This window comes from Mesorhizobium sp. ORS 3428 (assembly GCF_001854785.1).
GTDB lineage: Bacteria > Pseudomonadota > Alphaproteobacteria > Rhizobiales > Rhizobiaceae > Mesorhizobium.
In genome coordinates this window covers 1-14571 of record NZ_MDFL01000183.1, presented here as the reverse complement: position 1 = coordinate 14571, position 14571 = coordinate 1, and the positions used below count along the sequence as shown (strand labels likewise).

Annotated in this window: 13 protein-coding genes and 1 pseudogene; 6 read left to right on the top strand and 8 right to left on the bottom strand. The window is 58.9% G+C overall.

What is annotated here, in order from left to right; genetic code table 11:
* Window positions 1-15: 15 nt before the first annotated feature.
* From ORS3428_RS30525 to ORS3428_RS30500, 6 genes are all read right to left on the bottom strand, one after another.
* Complete coding sequence (locus tag ORS3428_RS30525; protein WP_071101990.1) at window positions 16-771, bottom strand: ABC transporter ATP-binding protein; 756 nt, start codon at window positions 769-771, stop codon at window positions 16-18.
* A gap of 75 nt (window positions 772-846) precedes the next feature.
* Window positions 847-2082 carry an ABC transporter substrate-binding protein gene (locus ORS3428_RS30520; protein ID WP_071101989.1) on the bottom strand — a complete coding sequence of 412 codons (1236 nt, stop codon included), beginning with the start codon at window positions 2080-2082 and terminating at the stop codon, window positions 847-849.
* 26 nt (window positions 2083-2108) lie between these two features.
* The gene (locus ORS3428_RS30515; RefSeq protein WP_083355361.1) at window positions 2109-3446 is read right to left on the bottom strand and encodes a M20 family metallopeptidase; all 1338 of its coding nucleotides are present in this window, start codon (window positions 3444-3446) and stop codon (window positions 2109-2111) included.
* 32 nt (window positions 3447-3478) lie between these two features.
* The gene (locus ORS3428_RS30510; protein WP_071101988.1) at window positions 3479-4795 is read right to left on the bottom strand and encodes a M20 family metallopeptidase; all 1317 of its coding nucleotides are present in this window, start codon (window positions 4793-4795) and stop codon (window positions 3479-3481) included.
* 24 nt (window positions 4796-4819) lie between these two features.
* Entirely contained in the window at window positions 4820-5482 is a 663-nt protein-coding gene (locus ORS3428_RS30505; RefSeq protein WP_071101987.1) for an isochorismatase family cysteine hydrolase, read from the bottom strand.
* Window positions 5483-6268: an N-formylglutamate amidohydrolase gene (locus tag ORS3428_RS30500; RefSeq protein ID WP_244508152.1), complete on the bottom strand. Its 786-nt coding sequence runs from the start codon at window positions 6266-6268 to the stop codon at window positions 5483-5485.
* Between the two features lie 166 nt (window positions 6269-6434).
* On the opposite strand from ORS3428_RS30500, the gene ORS3428_RS30495 reads away from it, so the two are divergent.
* The 6 genes from ORS3428_RS30495 to ORS3428_RS30470 all read left to right on the top strand — a co-directional run bounded on the left by ORS3428_RS30495 (window position 6435) and on the right by ORS3428_RS30470 (window position 12042).
* On the top strand, window positions 6435-7304 hold the full coding sequence (locus ORS3428_RS30495; RefSeq protein ID WP_071101986.1) for a MurR/RpiR family transcriptional regulator: 870 nt from the start codon (window positions 6435-6437) through the stop codon (window positions 7302-7304).
* Window positions 7294-8604, top strand: a complete 1311-nt coding sequence (locus ORS3428_RS30490; protein ID WP_071101992.1) for a glutamine synthetase family protein — start codon at window positions 7294-7296, stop codon at window positions 8602-8604. Before ORS3428_RS30495 ends, ORS3428_RS30490 begins: the two co-directional genes overlap by 11 nt.
* A gap of 32 nt (window positions 8605-8636) precedes the next feature.
* Window positions 8637-9134: an Lrp/AsnC family transcriptional regulator gene (locus ORS3428_RS30485; protein WP_071101985.1), complete on the top strand. Its 498-nt coding sequence runs from the start codon at window positions 8637-8639 to the stop codon at window positions 9132-9134.
* Between the two features lie 150 nt (window positions 9135-9284).
* Window positions 9285-10733, top strand: a complete 1449-nt coding sequence (locus tag ORS3428_RS30480) for an aspartate ammonia-lyase (protein WP_071101984.1) — start codon at window positions 9285-9287, stop codon at window positions 10731-10733.
* Window positions 10734-10887: 154 nt separating this feature from the next.
* On the top strand, window positions 10888-11154 hold the full coding sequence (locus tag ORS3428_RS33150) for a hypothetical protein (RefSeq protein ID WP_131802973.1): 267 nt from the start codon (window positions 10888-10890) through the stop codon (window positions 11152-11154).
* Window positions 11155-11535: 381 nt separating this feature from the next.
* Window positions 11536-12042: a MucR family transcriptional regulator gene (locus ORS3428_RS30470; protein WP_083355362.1), complete on the top strand. Its 507-nt coding sequence runs from the start codon at window positions 11536-11538 to the stop codon at window positions 12040-12042.
* 380 nt (window positions 12043-12422) lie between these two features.
* Here ORS3428_RS30470 and ORS3428_RS30465 read toward each other — a convergent pair whose 3' ends face one another.
* Window positions 12423-13622 (bottom strand): substrate-binding protein, encoded by a 1200-nt coding sequence (locus ORS3428_RS30465; protein ID WP_071101983.1) that lies wholly within the window; start codon window positions 13620-13622, stop codon window positions 12423-12425.
* Window positions 13623-14386: 764 nt separating this feature from the next.
* Window positions 14387-14571, bottom strand: a pseudogene (locus tag ORS3428_RS33795) (branched-chain amino acid ABC transporter permease); the annotation flags it as partial.

The window sequence follows — 14571 nt, the reverse complement described above, 5'->3', positions numbered from 1 at the left end:
CATTTTGARCATCGTTCAAAGTCGCGCCTCCCGTTTGCCGAGATAGGCTTCGATCACCTGCGGATTTCGCACCACCTCTTCCGGCTTGCCCGAAGCGATGATGGCGCCGTGGTTGAGGATCATCAGGTGATCGGAAACCTTAAGGAGGAGAGGCAAGACATGTTCGATCAGAACCACTGTGATGCCCCGCTCGTGCACTGTGCGGATGAGAGCGGAAAGGTCGCTCACTTCGGGTTTGGTCAGGCCGGCGGCGGGCTCATCCAGAAGCAGCACCTTGGGTCGACCGGCGATTGCCGAGGCGATCATCAATTGCTTGCGCTCGAAGACCGAGAGATCGGCCGCAGCTTTCGCGCGCCGCTCGCGTGCCAACGAGACGTCATCGAGCGCCTGCTCGGCCGCATCGCTAGCCGCTTTCGAAGTCATCTGGCCGCAATAGACGGCGCTGGCGTAGACATTCTCGCGCGCGCTGAGCGTGGCAAACTCCGCGTCCTTCTGGAACGTGCGAACCACGCCTGCGCGGCTGATTTGATGTGGTTTCAGCCGGTGGATGGGCTCTCCCGACAGAAAAACCTCCCCCGCGCTGGGCGAAAACGGAATGCCGGTGATAACGTTGAAAAGCGTGCTCTTGCCGCTGCCGTTTGGACCGGCAACACCGAAGATCTCGCCTTTGCGAACCTCGAATGATACATTGTCGACGGCGACCAGGGCGCCGAAGCGTCGGGTCACTTCGCGAAYCTCGAGCAGCGGCGGGTTGTCAGTTCGTTCGATCATTGTGCTTGTCTCTGCACATCGAGAGAAAAGGGTGGCCACGCGCCATCAAACGCATGGCCACCAGGCTTGGGAGTGCTACTGCTTCATCCAAGGGGGCGTGCGGAACTCGCCGTCGGCATACTGACCCGGGTAGAACAAGACCCGCTGTCCGTCCCAGATCTGGAAGAACTGAATTGGCAGCGCCTCGTCTCCCTGAACGGCAAGGTGCGTCTTTGGATCAAAGGAGAGGACGCCACTGACGATCTTCTTGTTGGTCTCGCCAAGCGCTTTGCCGATTTCGAGCCTCTTGGTGGGATCGCCGACCTTCTTCAGCGCGTCCGCATAGGCATAAATTTCCTCATAGAGCAGCGGCCCATAGGCACCTGGCTCGTTGCCATACTTGCTTTTGTACTTGGCAATGACCTCGGCGGCGCGAGGGTTCTTGGGCGTAATCAGCGAGCCGCCGAGCAGGTTATAAACAATTCCGGTCGCCTTTTTGCCAGAGAGGTTCAGGAATTCCGGCACTGACGGTGCATACTGGATGAAGACCAGGCTGTCCGTCGGCTGCTCGAGAAACTGCGTCAGGAATTTTGCAGCGTTACCGGGCTGGTAGTCAGTGTTTATGATGAGCGCCGGATTTTCCTGGCGGACCTTGGCAAGGAAGGTTCRCCAATCCGAGATTTCGCCGAACGGCAGGAGGTCGGCAGACGTCACGGTCCAGTTCGCCTCCTGAAAGCTCTTCTTCAAACCCTCCATGATGCTCTTCGAATAGGGATTGTCGGACGAGATGAGCGCCACTTTCGTATTCGACAGCTTCAATTTCYCGCTGGTCTGAAGCCCCTTCAGAACAGGCACCATGGCCGTGTTGTAGGCATCGTATGAAGGCGTGAGTGACCATACGGTCGGGAATTTGTCCGGGTCGGGCGCGATGATGTCATGCGTCTGGGCGGAGTTTGCGGCGATCAGGTAGGGCATATCCTGTTCCGCCATCGTCTGAATCTCGAAGTTGCTGCCGCTGGCGTAGCCGGTGACGACAGCATTCAGATCGGGATCGCCGACGAGCCGCTCGACGGCACTCGTTACGGCATCGGCCGTCTGGTTCTGCGTGTCGCCAACCACGACCTCGAGCTTGTAGCCGGCCACTCCGCCCGCGGCGTTGATTTCGTCGACGGCAAGCTTTGCGCCGTTGACCATTTCATTGCCGTCGGCGGCGGTCCCTCCTGTCAAAGGCGCCAAGACGCCGATTTTGGCAACCTTGTCCTCTGCATGGGCCGGCAGGGCCAGCATCAGGGCTGCGAACGCAGCGCTAGTCCAGAATTTCGCGTATCTCATCTCCGTGTTCCCTTTTTTGGCTTGAGTTATTGCTTCACTCCGCACCAATCGATGATCGAGGCGGTAAGCGTTTTGGTCGTCTCTTCCAGCGAGGCGATGTCGACGTACTCATCGACGCCGTGGAAGCCGTCGCCGGTCGCTCCACAGATGACCGAGTCGACCCCGGCGCCGGCGTAATGGGCGCCGTCAACGACGGCTATCATTCCCGAAATCTTCGGCTTGCCTCCCAGTTGCGCGCGGCGGCTCATGAGCGACTGCACGATCGGGTGGTCGGGCGAAGTGTCCATCGGCGGGAAATGCAGACCTCCCAATTCCCACTCGACCWTGATCGGGTTCTCGCGCAGCCAAAGGTCCTGCTGGCCGAAATGATGCACGAACTCCTCGAACTCGTGGCGGATGAATTCCTTGGTCTGGTTGGGCAGGAATTTGTAGTCGAGGTCGATCACCGCAACGTCCGGAATAATGGCCGGGTTGGTCATGATCAGCGGCAGACCGTCCGGTCCTAGCCCCGCGCCAGCGCRCATTGCCCCGACATTGATCGTGTTCATGCCCGGAGGGAGCAGCGGATGCTGACGGTTACGGCAGCGCGAGCTCTCGAAATCCTTCAGAGCGTTCAGGAACCGTGCGGCAATGTCGATGGCGTTCACAGCTGGCCGAAGCCGATCCGGTCCGTCCCGCTGTGGCCAGAGCTCATTGTAGCGCCAGGCCGAGTGGCCTTGCCGGCCGGTAATCGTGACACGGATCCATTCGAGCCCACCTTCGCAGACGAGGATCTCACCCCAACTCGGCTCCGTTATAATAGCGGTTTTGGCAAGATGGCCGCGCTTGACGGCATCGATTGCGCCGAAGCCGCCAGCCTCCTCATCCACCACGGAATRGATCGCGAGGCGTCCGCTAAGCTCGATGCCGGCCTTGCGGATCCCACGCACGGCAGCTATCGCCGCGGCCACGCCGCTCTTCATGTCGACGGCGCCGCGCCCATAGAGCCGGCCGTTCTTGATCTCGCCGCCGAACGGATCGACGCTCCAGGCGCTCCTCTCGCCAACCGGCACCACATCGATGTGGCCGCATAAAAGCAGACTGCGCTCTTCTGAGCCCGGCCAATGGCCGATGACATTCGGCCGATCTGGAAAGACATCCCATCGGTCGATCGACATGCCGATTGACGTCAGCTCCGATTCGACCAGATCCTGGACGGCGCTCTCCTTGTTCTGCTCCGGGTCCTTCACGAACTTCGGGTTCACCGAGGGGATGCGAACAAGGTTCTGAGTAAGCTCTGTGACGTATCCACGCTCCTCATCAATAGCCTTCCAGGCAGCTTTCATCGCAGCTTCTGYGTTGGCCAGTTCGCTTGAAGACTTCATGACGGTGCTCCCTTCTTCATTGGACTCGCTGATTACCTGACCCCGCACCAGTCGATGATTGATGCGGCCAGGGTCTTGGTCGTCTCTTGCAGCGAGGCGATGTCCACGTATTCGTCGAGGCCGTGGAAACCGTCGCCCGATGGGCCACAGATGACCGCATCGACGCCTGCCCCGGCGTAGTGGGCGCAATCGGCGACAAAGACGACGCCGGAGATCTTCGGCTTTCCRCCCAGTTGGGTGCGGCGATTGACGAGCGACTGTACGATCGGATGATCGGGCGAGGTGTCCATCGGCGGGAAATGCAAGCCGCCGAGTTCCCATTCAACCTTGATCGGGTTCTCTCGCAGCCATAGGTCCTGCTGGCAGAAATGGTCGACGAATTCCTCGAACTCGCGGCGGATGAATTCTTTCGTCTGGTTGGKCAGGAACTTGTAGTCGAGGTCGATGACGGCCACGTCCGGAATGATGGCGGGATTGGTCATGATCAGCGGCAGGCCATCTGGTCCAAGCCCGGAACCAGCGCGCATTGCACCGACGTTGATCGTGTTCATGCCCGGAGGGAGCAGCGGATGCTGGCGATTGCGACAGCGCGAACTCTCGAAGTTCCTAAGCGCATCCAGGAACCGTGCGGCGATGTCGATGGCGTTCACGGCCGGCCGCAACCGGTCGGGTCCGTCCCGCTGTGGCCAGAGCTCATTGTAACGCCAGGCCGAATGGCCTTGTCGGCCGATGATGGTGATGCGGATCCACTCCAGGCCGCCTTCGCAAACCTGGATCTCGCCCCAGCTCGGCTCCGTGATGATGGCAGCYTTGGCAAGATGCCCGCGCCTGACCGCATCGATAGCGCCGAAACCGCCAGCCTCCTCATCGACAACGGAATGAATCGCGACGCGCCCATTGAGCTCGATACCGGCCTTGCGAATGCCACGAACCGCGGCGATTGCCGCAGCCACGCCGCTCTTCATGTCAACGGCGCCACGCCCATAGAGCCTGCCGTTCTTGATCTCGCCGCCGAAGGGATCGACAGTCCAGGTTTCGCGCTCGCCGATCGGCACGGTGTCGATATGACCGCATAGAAGCAGGCTGYGATCTTCCGAGCCCTTGGTCTGCCCGATCACGTTTGGCCGATCTGGAAAGACGTCCCAGCGGTCGATCGCCATACCGATCGAGGCCAGCTCCGTTTCAACCATATCCTGGAGCGCTGCCTCCTTGTTCTGATCCGGATCGACCACGAATTTTGGATTGACCGTTGGTACACGCACGAGCTTCTGAGTGAGGTCAGTTGCGTATTCCCRCTCCTCATCGATTGCCTTCCACGCGGCACCGATTGCGGCTTCTGAGTTGGCCATGTCGCTTCCTCCCTTCTGGCTCGTTCACTTACCCAGCCGTGCGCTGGTGATTTCTTCGATGAGGGCTGCCGTGTCGACCTGACGGCAATAGCCCCTGATGGTTCTCAGGCTGTTGTCGTGACGCTCCTGGCTGTAGGTCGCGCAGGCATCCGGCACGAGCGTGACCAGGTAGCCGAGATCGCAGGCGTCACGGACGGCCGATTCCACGCATTGGTCGGTGACCAGGCCGGCCAGCACAAGCTGCCTGACGCCGAGATTGYGCAGCAGGTAGTCGATGTGCGTCGAGACAAAGACGCTCGACGAGGATTTCGGCAGGACGATTTCGTCCTCACCAGGCGCGATCTCTTCGATCACCTTCCCGTCCCACGAGCCCCTAGGCACATGGAAGCCTGTGATCTTGTAGTCGAGGCTACGGTCGCGACCGTCGAGTGTGAGGCTTTCGATCGTGGTGTAGAGCACCTCAATCCCAGCGTCGCGAAAGGCCGCTTGCAGGCGCTTCATGTTCGGGATTGCGACCGAGCTCAGACGCTCGAAATAGTAGCCGTATTTGCCGGCGATATCTGCGTCGGAAACCTCCTTGAATTCGCCGCCGTCGYGACGCACGCTGAAATTCTGCACATCAATAAACAGCAGCGCCGATTCTTTGGCGTTGAGCGGTACCTCGCGTGTGTTCGGAAAGTCAGTCATCTAGATTTCTTTCGCTGGAGTGTTTGCCGCAACAAGCGCCTCGGCAATCAAGGAAGCCCATGCGCTTTGCCCCTCGATCTCGCCAATCAAGTCGTTGCGGATTTCAAGCAGGAGATGAGGCAAGCCGCGAGCTTCGCCATGCACCGGGATCGTGTAGTCAGATCTATCGTCGACGACATACGGCTGGTTGTGCGCTGAGGTTATCGATGGGTTGCGCGCCTGAAAGGAGGAAAGGAAACGCTCAGCGAAGCTGCGATCGCGGTTCGATAGCACGCCGAGTTTCCAGGGTCGTTCAGGCCCATTCATCAGCCGTGGCGTGAAGCTATGCACCGCCACTAACGTGGTGGGCAAACCAGCTGCCGCGCGGCCGTCCAGGAACACCGCAAGCTCGCGATGAAATGGCTGGTGGATCTCGACATATCGCTGACGGCGTTCACGATCGGCAAGACGCAGGTTGCCGGGGACGATGGTCCCATCACTCCTTTCAGGGATGCAGTCTGGTGCATCGTATGGACGATTGCAGTCGACAACGAGCCGGCTGTAGCGCTGCAGGATGAGCGGCACATCAAGCGTCTCCGCAAGTTGGCGCGCCACGCCTTCGGCACCGATATCGTAGGCGATATGCCTCCGCATTTCGGCGGCAGGAAGCCCAAGACCGTTGAGGCGCTGCGGTATCGCGGTTCCGGCATGCTCGCAAACGAGCACGAAGCCTGAGCGACCACCGACGTTGACTGTCTCGACCGGCATCGGGTCGGAAGGCGACAGCACATTCGTGAGAGTTTCCAACACACCACCTACGCTGCTGACGGCCGTGGGTGGCCATCGGGGCTGACGTCCTCAAGTGAACGAAAATAATTTATCAGAGTCAACACTAATTTTGTGTTTGACGAATTTTTTTCATCGCGCTAATGCGCTATGGTGTCAGCCGGTTCGGTCAACMAGGTACGGAAATATGACAGTACGTGAGACGATAAGGCGCCAAAGCGCGCAGCTGACGGCGAGCGAGCGCAAAATAGGCAATGCGGTTCTGGCGGACTACCCGTTCRGAGCTCTGCAAACCATTCAGGAACTGGCTGAGCGTACTGGCGTCAGTGCGCCCTCTATCACGCGCTTCGTCAGCAAGCTCGGCTTCGCCGGCTATCAGGAGTTCCAGCGTCAGCTCATTGCGGAGCTGCGAGAAAGTGGAAGCTCCCCCTTGCAGCTGAAGGCCACCGAAAAGCTCGGCAACGGCAATGCGTTTCTCGCCGACTACGCGCTACGCGCCTCACAGCGCATTCATGAGATGAGCGAGACGGTGCCACAGGAGCAATTTGACCGCATACTCGCGCTGCTTGCCGATCCGGCTCGATCTGTCTTTGTGATCGGTGGCCGCGTAAGCGACAGCATCGCAACTTTCCTGTCGGTTCATCTCAAGCAAATTCGGCCAAAAGTTCATCACCTTCCGCCCAACCCTGAGCATTGGCCTGACCTGCTGCTGTCCATCCGCAAGCAGGACGTGCTGATCATGTTCGACTTCCGTCGTTATCAGAGCGACCTGGCGCTGCTGGCCGAGATCGTCGCCAAGGATCGTCAGCCATCGATCGTGCTGATCACGGATAAATGGATGTCGCCGATCGCGCGCCACAGCGACCATGTCATCGCTTTGCCGATCGAGATCGAGACTGCGTGGGACACCGTGATCTGCGCGATCGCCTTTGTTGAAGCATTGATCGTCAAAGTTTCGGAAGCGGATTGGCCCGCGACGCGAAAGCGTCTCGAGGCGTGGGATAAACTTCGCCTGGCGCGGCCGGGCCAGAATTTGGAGGAAAATGATGATCGCTGAAGAGATGATCGTCGCCTGCTGCACCGACCTCGCCGGCAAGATCCGAGGTAAGGCGTTCCCGGCCACGCAGTTTGGCAAGCGAATGAAACGCGGGATCGGCTGGACACCAACCAACGTCCAGATCACGTGCTTCGATACGATTGCAGAAAGCCCGTTTGGCTCGCTTGGCGATCTTGTGCTCATTCCGGACGAACGCGCCAAGGTGCGGGTAGACTTCGGAGATGACGCGCCGGTGGAGCATTTCGCGCTTGGCGACATCCACTATACAGATGGCCGGCCATGGGAATTCTGCACCCGATCGATCCTCAAGAGTGCTCTTGAGCGCCTGGAGAAGGTTGYGGGTCTGACATTGTTCGGCGCCTTCGAACACGAGTTTCAGTTCCGGAACCGCGCGACCCCCCTCGGTGACGCCTATAGCCTGAACGGCTTCCGCGCAGAACGTCGCTTGGCGGAAACTCTGATTGCGGCCATGCGCGAGGCGGGCTTGGAGCCGGACACCTTCATGAAGGAGTTCGGCAGCGRCCAGTACGAAGCCACGATGGGACCGTCGCGCGGCGTGACGATTGCGGACCACTCGACCATCCTTCGCGAACTGCTGCGCTCAGTCGCGGCCGCTTCCGGAAAGGAGGTCACGTTTACGCCGATCCGTGACCCTGCCGGCGTAGGCAACGGCGTGCATGTCCATCTCAGCTTCCTTCGTGACGACAAGCCGGCAACCTGGGATCCGAACGGCAAGAATGAGTTATCGAAAACCGCCGGGCACTTCGTCGCCGGCATCTTGAAGTATCTCGACGCGATCGTTGCCGTAACAGCGCCGAGCGTGGTCTCCTACCTGCGGCTGACGCCGCACCGCTGGAGTGCTGCGTTCAACAATCTGGGCTTCCGCGATCGCGAAGCCTCGGTGCGTATCTRCCCGGTGTCGGACATGAGCGACATTGCCAAGGCAGCCCAATTCAATTTCGAGTTCCGTGCAGCCGACGCCACCGCAAGCCCGCATCTGCAACTGGCGGCGATAGTCCATGYCGGCGTGCAGGGCATCGAAGAACAGCTACCCGCCCCCGACGCGACTACCGAGGATCTTTCGCTCCTCGATGCCTCAGCGCTGGCGGGCCGGGGCTATGTGAGGTTGCCGACAACCCTGGCCGACGCGCTTGAACGCTTTCGAGCCAACGGGACCGTGGCCGGCTGGTTTCCGAAAGGATTTGCCGACGTCTACGTCAAGCACAAAAACGGCGAGATGGCTTTCCTGGAGGGAAAAGAGACGGGCGAGATTTGCAAATTGTATGAGCAGGTCTACTAAAGCCACCCTACACAGGGCACGGGTGGAATGACATGGCGCCATTGAAGCTTGATCCCATCGATCTCAAGATTCTCGACGCCATCCAACGCGACGGCCGCATCACCAAATTGGCCTTGGCCGAAAAAGTGGGGCTCTCCCCCACCCCGTGCTGGATGCGCTTACGCAAACTGGAGAAAGCAGGCATCATCGACGGCTATCACGCTCGCGTTTCTCTACGCGGGGTCATGCCCTTCACCACGGTGATGATGGAGGTCACGCTGGCCAATCATCGTCAGGCAAACTTCGACAATTTCGAGCGCGCGGTGCGCAATGTTCCGGAAATCGTCTCCTGCTGGTCGATTGGAGGCGGTGTCGACTATTTGCTGAAGGTCGTCGCCCGGGACATTGATGCCTACCAAAGACTGGTGGATGGCCTGTTGGAGCGCGAACTCGGCATCGACCGCTATTTCACCTACATCGTCACCAAAGCAGTCAAGGATGCCACCGTATTTCCACTCGAGGCGCTCGCCGGGGATTTCGCGCAGGAGTGATGTGCCGCATACGCAAAAGCCGTCGCGGAGAATCTGCCTGCGACAGCCGCTCTTAACGGTCATTTTCTCTCTGCGGTCGGCAGGATTTGGCTGCCCTCTCCTCCAACTGAAGCCAATCTGCCTTAGCGGAAGCTCAATGCTGGAGAAGAAATGATGGATGCGCACAATTCTCATCGTGTGGAAGCGGACTCGCTTGGGCTCGTCGCTGTTCCTTCGGCAGCTTACTTCGGCGCACAGACCGCACGGGCAATCGAGAACTTCCCCATCTCCGGCACGACGATCGGCAGGTTCCCGGAACTCATCCAGGCGCTGGCGCTCGTCAAGAAGGCAGCCTGCCTGACGAATGAAGAACTAGGCCATCTCTCCCCGGAAAAGGCCGCGGCGATCGCTGCCGCCTGTGACGAAATAGCAGCCGGGACACTCGATGCCGAATTTCCCGTGGATGTCTTTCAGGGCGGCGCCGGCACATCCACAAACATGAATATCAACGAGGTGATCGCCAATCGGGCTCTGGAGATCCTTGGCGCCGCGCGCGGCCGCTATGAAATCATACACCCCAATAATGACGTGAACCTCGCCCAATCCACCAATGACGTGTACCCGACAGCAATTCGCCTGGCCGTTCTCTCTAGCCAAAAACAATTTCGATCGGCTCTCCAGGATCTCGCCTCGGCCATGGAGGAGCGCTCGTCGGCCTTTTCCAAGATCGTAAAATTGGGGCGGACCCAGTTGCAGGATGCGGTGCCTATGACGCTGGGCCAAGAGTTTCTTGCCTACGCAGTGACAATCAGGGAGGACATTCACCGCCTTTCGGATGTAAGCGCTCATTTATGCGAGATCAATCTGGGCGGGACAGCCATCGGAACCGGGATTAACGCCGATCCTCGCTACCAAGCTCTCGCTCTCGGTCATCTTCGCAGGATGACTGGACTCGATCTCACCGCAGCAGAAAACCTCATTGAGGCCACATGGGATACTGGGGCCTTCGTTTCCTTTTCGGGAACGCTGAAGCGCATAGCAACCAAGCTTTCGAAGATCGCGAACGACCTTCGCCTGCTTTCCAGCGGGCCCAGAGGTGGTTTCGCCGAGATCAACCTGCCCCCGCTCCAGCCAGGCTCTTCCATCATGCCCGGCAAGGTCAATCCGGTTGTCCCGGAAGTCCTGAACCAAGTGGCGTTTCAGGTGATCGGCGCCGACCTCACCATCACTTTGGCGTCGGAGGCCGGCCAGCTACAGCTGAACGTCATGGAGCCCGTCATCACCTACAATCTTCTGAACGCCATCGCTCTTCTAACGAACGCCGTGACTGTCTTCACCCATCGATGTGTCTCAGGGATCACTGCCAATCCTGAGCAATGCCTCAAGCATCTGGAAGCCAGTACAGCCGTGGCGACGGCATTAACGCCAATCCTCGGCTATGAGCAGGCCGCAGACATTGCGCGGGAGGTGATTTCGAGCGGGCGCACCATACACTCTGTGATCGAGGCGATGCCTGGTCTGCCCGCCGATTTGGTCGCTCGAACGCGCGAGCTGCTGACCTTGACCGGAACTTCTCGCGGTGGAGATCTCGGGTTCAGCGTGATCCTTTCAGAAGACTAGACTTCATTCCTGCTTGCGGCAGGATCATCGACGAATACGCAGGCCTGAGCCTCGGCGTCTTCGGCACTATGAAAGTTCAAATCAAAGCACTTCGCTTTTCGGCTTGGAACCATTTCCCCTTATCGCCATTGTAGGCGTCTGCGGGGATTTCAAATTGGATTGCTTCAAGAAAATCGAGGCATTGATCGACGCCGGGAGTGTCAATGCGGTCGAAGAGGCCCGCACGTTGCTCGGTCAGCACAAAGCTGCTTCGAAGGCGATCTCCGAAGCGGTCGACGAATTTCTGATCGATTTGATGACGTTGACTTTCCTGATTGACGCGGGCCGGGAAGCGAATTCAGCGCAACGCCTGGCCCGCATGAGGCTGTCTAAAGTGAGGCTCCTGTTTCCCGTTGTGTCGGAACCGACCGGCGCGAAATAGCGACCTGCCCTCCGGATCTTCCGAAAACTCTGTTGCGAGCAAATTCCCAGAATATGCCCAGCGCAGTTCCACCACATGAACCGCAAGGGCAAATGCCATTCAAGACGTCGGCAATTTTCTTGGCCGGCCGGAGTGGGGCGGGCTTGGTGGGCVCCGGCGGGATGTAGGAGGAACCGCCCGTCGACGACCGGTGGCTTGAATGCGAGACGTGACTGCTGTGGGAGCTGTGGCTGCGATGTCCCTCCAAAGTGTATATGTGGCGAAGCTTAAAGATATCGAGCAGCGCTGATTTCGTCATTGAGAAAGCGATCTCGACAATGTACCTGCACAAACTGCACAAATGGGGGTGTACTGTAACTGATGGACCTCAAGGGAAGCACCATGACCGAATCCGMTCAGCCACAACAAAACGGCGATCTGATAGCACTCGCCGCCGACATAGTTTCCGCATACGTCTCTAACAATCCGGTACCGGTACCGGAACTCCCGAAGCTGATCGCGGATATTCACGCTGCCTTACACCGGGTCGGTACGCCTGAAACGGAGACTGCCACCAAGCAGGAGCCGGCCGTTTCGATAAAGAGATCGGTGACACCGGATTACATCGTCTGCCTTGAGGACGGGAAGAAATTCAAGTCACTGCGGCGCCATCTCAATGTCCACTACAATCTTACCCCGGATGAGTATCGACAGAAATGGAAATTGCCTGCCGATTATCCGATGGTGGCCCCGAACTACGCCGCGGCCCGCTCTGCACTGGCGAAAGCAGCCGGCCTGGGMCGAAAGCCGCCAGAATCGACCGCTGAGACCAAACAGAAGCGGGGAACTCGTACCGCTGCCGCGGCAACCAAGTCAGCGGTTGCAAAATCGCGCGCCAAAAAACCGTGAGTTGCGTAACAGCTTGTCTTGAAATCTAGCGAGCCGCAGAGAGACGAACTCTTCCGCTGGGAAATTGTGGCCCTTCGCTTTGGCTGGTCCGCCTGCAGGAGAGCGTCCAGCGATTGTTTCGACAACAGAGACGTGATGCCGCCCCCGACCGAGCCTGTGTGCGGAAGCGCCCGGACCAAGCAGGTCAGTTCGCTGTTTAGGCGGCCAGACCTGTTGCCGGCGAGAGGGAGCCGACGGGAGCTCCCTGACCAGAGGTGAGGGGGAGGGTTGCTTGGCCCCTCCCCCGTGCAGGGCGACTTCTCACGCTGCACGGTCGCTGGATGTTTCAGTTGGTTGCTCGCAACGTTGCAACGCAAGCCTCCTACATAGCATCGGGCGTTTCAGCACTCCCTCGGGTCAACGAGGCCATTGCTTCGCGAGACGACTTCGTATTTGCCGTCCTTTGCCACGCCTATGTACATGTTCATCTTGCAATGGCGCTTGCCGGGCACCATTTCGGCCGGCCCGCCTGGACCTTCCGCGATCTTGGCATGATCCAGGGCAGCGGCCACCGCCTCGCGTTCAATCGTGCCAGCCTCCTTTACGGCGGCTTCCCACAACTTCAGTCCCCGATAGACGCCGGTGGCGGCGCTACCTGCCGAGAACCGAAACTTGCCAGGAAACTGCTTCTCGTAGGCGGTCTGGATCCTTGCGCTAACCGGATCCTCGTCCGCCAATGACCTGTAGTAATCGAGACTACTGGCTAGGCCTTCGATCTCATCAGCCTGATTCATCTCGAGATTGATTTCGTCATAATATGTGCAGCCAAGCCGGCCGCCATTCTTGGTAAAGCCTGCTTGATGAAGCTGCTTGAATAGGGAGCCTACGCCGGGCGGAACAATTGTGTTGAATACAACGTCGACCTTGTTCGAGATGATGCGGCTGACCGTCGACGAGAAGTCAACTTGGTCCATGGGGTAATATTCTTCGAAAATTACCTCGCCTCCGTTCTTTTCGATCAGCTTCCGTGCGTAAGCGTTGATGGTTTGGGGCCAAACGTAGTTGGATCCCGGCATCGCGAACCGCTTGCCGCCATTCTTGATCAGCCACGGAATGAATTGATCGCAATTTTGTGCCGGGACGGGGCCAGTACAGAACAGGTACGGCGTACATTCCTTGCCCTCATAGCCCTCGGGGTAGATGTAGAGCGTCTTGCCACGCGAGATGATGACATCCTTGATGGCGTTGCGCATCGAACTCGAGATGCCTCCAAGCACCACATCCACCTTGTCCCGCTGGATCAGCTTGCGAACATTGCCGACTGCGACTGCTTCATCTGACGCCGTGTCCTCGATAAATAGCTCCATCGAGCGACCTAACAGGCCCCCCGCATCGTTGATTTCTTTGACAAGCATTCGAGCAACGTTGGCATCGGTGTTGCCGAGAAACCCCAGGGAGCCCGTAAGGTCCGTGGCGATACCCAGCTTGATATTGCCTTCTGCAGCGTTGGCCCAGTCAGGACGGACGACCCAGCTACCTGGTCCCGTCGCAATGGCTGCGGAGGCGAACGCGAAATTGTGAAGAAATCGGCGTCGATTCATTTGCCGCCCGTCGGTTGAYATCAGCAGAACCCCTCTCGTTGTTTGATTGCGCGCTTCATTGGCRCCTGCCCTTGAAAGCTACCCGTCATCTTTTTGGCTCCAACAGGGATTTGGTCGTCGGATTGGGTAAAGATGAGCAATTAGCCAAATCCCTCCTTGTGAAACACATTACCATGTGCCCAAAGGGCAGAGCTTTGCGCTGTCCCCGAGATCCAGCCGCTCCTCGACGAGTCGAAAATCGGGGTTGGCTGGTATTCAGACGATCTATTGAGGATATGCGAGTTGATCGCTCCTCAATTCTTCCTCCTGTGCGATTCCTCGTTTGCCGGCAGGTGATCAGCAGGCTCTCCAGTGACCGGGCACCAGCATTGAAAGGTGCCTCTGCGGCCACTCGCGACCGAACACGGCGCCATCGACTACTTCACCAACGAATGTCTGCCGTGATCGATCAGATCCTGGGGGCCTTGACGTTTTGTGGGCCGAGCCGGAGTGGAACCAGCAGAATGGCGGGCCGGCCCCTATTTAGGACTTCGGCCTGAAATGGCGACCGGCATCGCATCCCTGCGCTTCCACAGAACACTGGGATCGACATCTGCCATTGAGGAGTTTGGCTGATGCACTATCCGCTACGGCCAGCCGAAGCCCTTTCCGCAGTGCGGCTAGCRCACCTGCCCCAGTCCGGCGGCCGTGTAATATCGGCGCGGGAACAAGCGAAATCCCTGTCCATGGTTGCAACCGATCAGGACCAAGCTGGCTAAGCAGTGTTAGACGCCTCTCCCCGCCACCAAACCCCGGGGCCGGAACTTGACGAAGATTATTGCGACCACGAAGACTAGAACATCGGCGAGTACGGGTGCCATGACCCAAGGCAGCGCCGCGCTGAGCGTGCCGATCACGCTGGCTCCGGCAACGGGACCCGCGAACGATCCAACGCCGCCCACCATGACGG